The organism is Alcanivorax sp., assembly GCF_051117345.1.
Classification (GTDB): Bacteria; Pseudomonadota; Gammaproteobacteria; order Pseudomonadales; family Alcanivoracaceae; genus Alcanivorax.
This window is the reverse complement of sequence record NZ_JBNPEC010000118.1, coordinates 1-3,797: the sequence shown is the minus strand read 5'-3', so window position 1 is coordinate 3,797 and position 3,797 is coordinate 1. Positions and strand designations below refer to the sequence as shown.

The 3,797-nt window shown below is 60.4% G+C and carries 3 protein-coding genes and 1 pseudogene; all 4 read right to left on the bottom strand.

Annotated features, from left to right (window positions below; all coding sequences use genetic code 11):
• On the bottom strand, positions 1-186 hold a 186-nt coding region (locus tag ACFE0K_RS07790), incomplete at its 3' end, for a disulfide bond formation protein B (RefSeq protein ID WP_434535526.1).
• 135 nt (positions 187-321) lie between these two features.
• Complete coding sequence (gene rmf, locus ACFE0K_RS07785) at positions 322-513, bottom strand: ribosome modulation factor (RefSeq protein WP_434535525.1); 192 nt, start codon at positions 511-513, stop codon at positions 322-324.
• Between the two features lie 246 nt (positions 514-759).
• Complete coding sequence (gene gshA / locus ACFE0K_RS07780) at positions 760-2,316, bottom strand: glutamate--cysteine ligase (protein WP_434535524.1); 1,557 nt, start codon at positions 2,314-2,316, stop codon at positions 760-762.
• Between the two features lie 97 nt (positions 2,317-2,413).
• Positions 2,414-3,797, bottom strand: a pseudogene (locus ACFE0K_RS07775) (helix-hairpin-helix domain-containing protein); the annotation flags it as partial.

Genomic DNA, 3,797 nt, shown 5'->3' with positions numbered 1-3,797 from the left:
GCCATGCACAGCCGCAATCAGCAGAATCAGGGCCGCGGCTATCACGCCAATGCGCTGGAAGATGCACAGCGGGCAGGGTTCCAGGCCGTCAACGTGTTGCAGATAAAGGGCACCGGCCATGGCGGCAATACAAGCCAACAGGGCAAGCAGGTTAAGCTGACGCGGGGCGGGGATCAGGGACGACATGGGCCACTCTTTTCGTCGGGGACCGGCGAAGGGTAGGCAAAAGCGGGGTTGGCGGCAACCATCCCGGGATAGAAAGACACCAGGCATCAGCGACTTTGTCGTTGAAGCCTTGCAAGCAAGGCTTCAACAGGTCAATCAGGCCTGCCGGGCATTCTGCTCCTGCAGGTTGCGATCATGCCAGGCCTGGATGCCCGCTTCCCACCCCTGAAACCACCATTCTGCCAAGGCATCATCGGCGGAATAAGGACAGCGATTGTTGTCACCTCCGCCCATGCCCCACATACATCCTTGATTGTAGGCTTTTTCGCACTGATCACGATCTGGCATCGCGACACTCCCTTGCTGGTTTGTCCGAGATTACCACCGCAAGACAGGCTGAACAGGGAAGACGCACGTATTTTTGTTGTGAAATTGCACAAAATCCGGACCGGAGGGTGGCGTTGAGACACGCAGCACAGCGGTTTTGTGACAGTGACAGCAGGTAACTGAAGAGTCTGGGTGGAGAGAAGCGAGTGACAAGAAGCGAAAGGCAAAAGCGGTTGGTATTTCGCAACTCGTTTCTTGTCACTCGTTTCAGTCGCGGTAGTAATCCGCCAGGTAATCCTCAAAGCTCTGGGTTTCCGCGTCTTCCCAATGGCGCTGCTCGGTGAGTCTGTGTGCGGCCAGCTGTTCCAGCCGCTGGTTGGTGTCGTCGCAGCGCTGGCGTGACAGGAAGTGATCGCGGTGGGCCAGGGCCTGGTCCATGGCGAACTGGAAGAAGCTTTGCTGACGGCTTTCCAGCTTGTCGAGAATGCGCGCGGACGGGGTGGTGTCCGGGTTGTCCACTTTTTCCTGTTGGCGGGCCAGGGCATCGCTGTAGTTGCTGCCACCGTGGGTGCGGTCAAACAGTTCGGCGATGGGCTGCATCTGGGTGAGCTTTTCGCTGGCCCAGTCTTTCAGGGAGACGGCCTTGCCCCAGTTGCACAGTTCGGTGGCCGTGTTGCGCCCCTCGTAGACCACCTTGCGCAGGTTTTCCTTGCTGGCATGCAGGTCGCATTTTTCCAGTTGCGGCGATTCGCGCAGCAGGCAGTAGGTGGCAAACAGATCCAGGAAACGGATTTCCTGCTGGTTGATACCCACCGGCTCGAAGGGATTCAGGTCCAGGGCGCGGATCTCGATATATTCCACGCCGCGCTTCTGCAGGGCAGTGGTGGGTCGCTCGCCCTTGTTGATGGTACGTTTGGGGCGGATCGAGGAGTAGTACTCATTCTCGATCTGCAGGATGTTGGCATTGAGCTGGCGATAGTCGTCGCCCACCTTCACACCGATCTTTTCGTAGGCGGGCTCCGGCGTCTTGATGGCGTGGGTCAGGGTGGCTACGTACTCGTCCAGGTTGTTATAGCTGATCGCCAGGGACGACTGGGCATTGTTCTGGTAGCCCAGATCGCTCATGCGCAGGCTGGTGGCGTTGGGTTTGAACAGGGTGTGGTCAAACGTCTCCAGCTGGTGTTCGCGGCCTGCCAGGAAGGATTTGCACAGAGCCGGGGACGCACCGAAAAGATACACCAGCAACCAGGAATAGCGCTGGAAATTACGGGTCAGATCGAAGTAGCGCTTGGAAATGTAGTCCTGCAGCGGGCCACTTTCTCCCTCCAGTACCTGATTCAGCTTCCAGAACTCTTCCGGGTAGGAAAAGTTGTAATGGATACCGGCAATGGTCTGCATCTTGCGGCCATAGCGATGGCCGAGGCCTTCCCGATAAACGCTCTTCATGCGACCCACGTTGGAGCTGCCGTACTGGGCCACCGGCACATCACCATCGTTGGCGATCATGCAGGGCATGGAGTTGACCCACAGCACTTCATCACCGATATGGCTGTACACATAACGGTGCAGCTGCTCGAGAAATTCCAGCGGCTTGTGCAGCTCGGTGCTGGGCGGAGTGATGAATTCCAGCAGGGCTTCGGAATAGTCCGTGGTGATATAGGGGTGAGTCAACGCGGAACCCAACGCCGCCGGATGTGGCGTCTGCGCCAGGGTGCCATCGGTGGTAATGCGCAGGCTTTCTTTTTCGATGCCGCGGCGGATACCGGCCAGGGTGGCGGCGGCGTCTGAATCCAGCAGGGCGTGAATACGCTGTTCAAGTTTCATGGTGTGGCCCTGTCGAATCGCCGGGCGAGCCCGGCGACGGGTGTGACGGAAATCCGACAATCATGGGGCAGTAGAATGACAGAGAGAAGTCACCGGCTTACAGGCGCTTCTTGCCTTTCTTCTGCTCGTCCTTGGCTTTGGCGAACAGGTCCGCAAAGGTGCCGCCGGCGCTGTTCTGGGGCTGGCCGCCGCCACGCTTGTTGCCGCCCTGGCGCTGGCCGCCGCCGTTGCCCTTGCGGGCGCTGGCGGGACGTTGCCCGTCCGCTTTTTCGGCGGGCTGGTCGTCCATGCGCATGGTCAGGCTGATGCGTTTGCGGTCAAGGTCCACTTCCAGCACTTTCACTTTGACGATATCGCCGGGTTTGACCACATCGTGGGGATCTTCCACGAACTTGTCGGCCAGGGCCGAGACATGCACCAGGCCATCCTGGTGAACGCCAATATCCACGAAGGCGCCGAAGTTGGTCACGTTGGTGACGGTGCCTTCCAGCATCATGCTTGGCTTCAGGTCCTTGAGGGTTTCCACCCCTTCCTTGTACACCGCCGCCTTGAATTCCGGGCGCGGGTCACGGCCGGGCTTTTCCAGCTCGCTGAGGATGTCGGTGACCGTGGGCAGGCCGAAGGTGTCATCGGTGAAGTCGGCGGCGTTGACCTTCTTCAGGAAGGGCACGTCAGCGATCAGGTCCTTGAGCGGGCGGCCGTGTTTCTCGGCGATCTTTTCTACCAGCGGGTAGGCTTCCGGGTGGACCGAGGAACTGTCCAGCGGGTTGGCGGCATCCATGATGCGCAGGAAGCCGGCGGCCTGCTCGAAGGTCTTGTCACCCAGCCGGGGTACCAGCTTCAGGTCGGCCCGGGAGCCAAAGGCGCCGTGGCTTTCCCGGTAAGTGACAATGTTGCCGGCGATGGTGGTGTTGAGGCCGGCGATACGCGCCAGCAGCGGGGCGCTGGCGGTGTTCACGTCCACGCCCACGGAGTTCACACAGTCTTCCACTACCGCGTCCAGGGAGCGGGAAAGCTTCAGCTGGCTCACATCATGCTGGTACTGGCCCACACCGATGGCTTTCGGATCGATCTTTACCAGCTCGGCCAGCGGATCCTGCAGGCGGCGGGCGATGGAGACGGCACCACGGAAGGATACGTCCAGATCCGGGAATTCCCGGGCGGCGGTTTCCGAGGCGGAGTACACCGAGGCGCCGGCTTCGGAGACCATGATTTTCTGGATGTTGCCCTTGCTGGCCTTGACCACTTCGCCGGCCAGCTTGTCGGTCTCGCGGCTGGCGGTGCCGTTGCCGATGGCGATCAATTCCACCTTGTGCTTGAGGCACAGGGCGGCCAGGGCAGACAGGGACTGGTCCCACTGATTCCTGGGCTGGTGCGGGAAGATGGTTCTGTGCTCCAGCAGCTTGCCCGTGGCATCCTATCCCACCACTTTAACCCCGGTACGCTGCCCCGGACCGCGACCATGGGTCCACTTGGGTCCG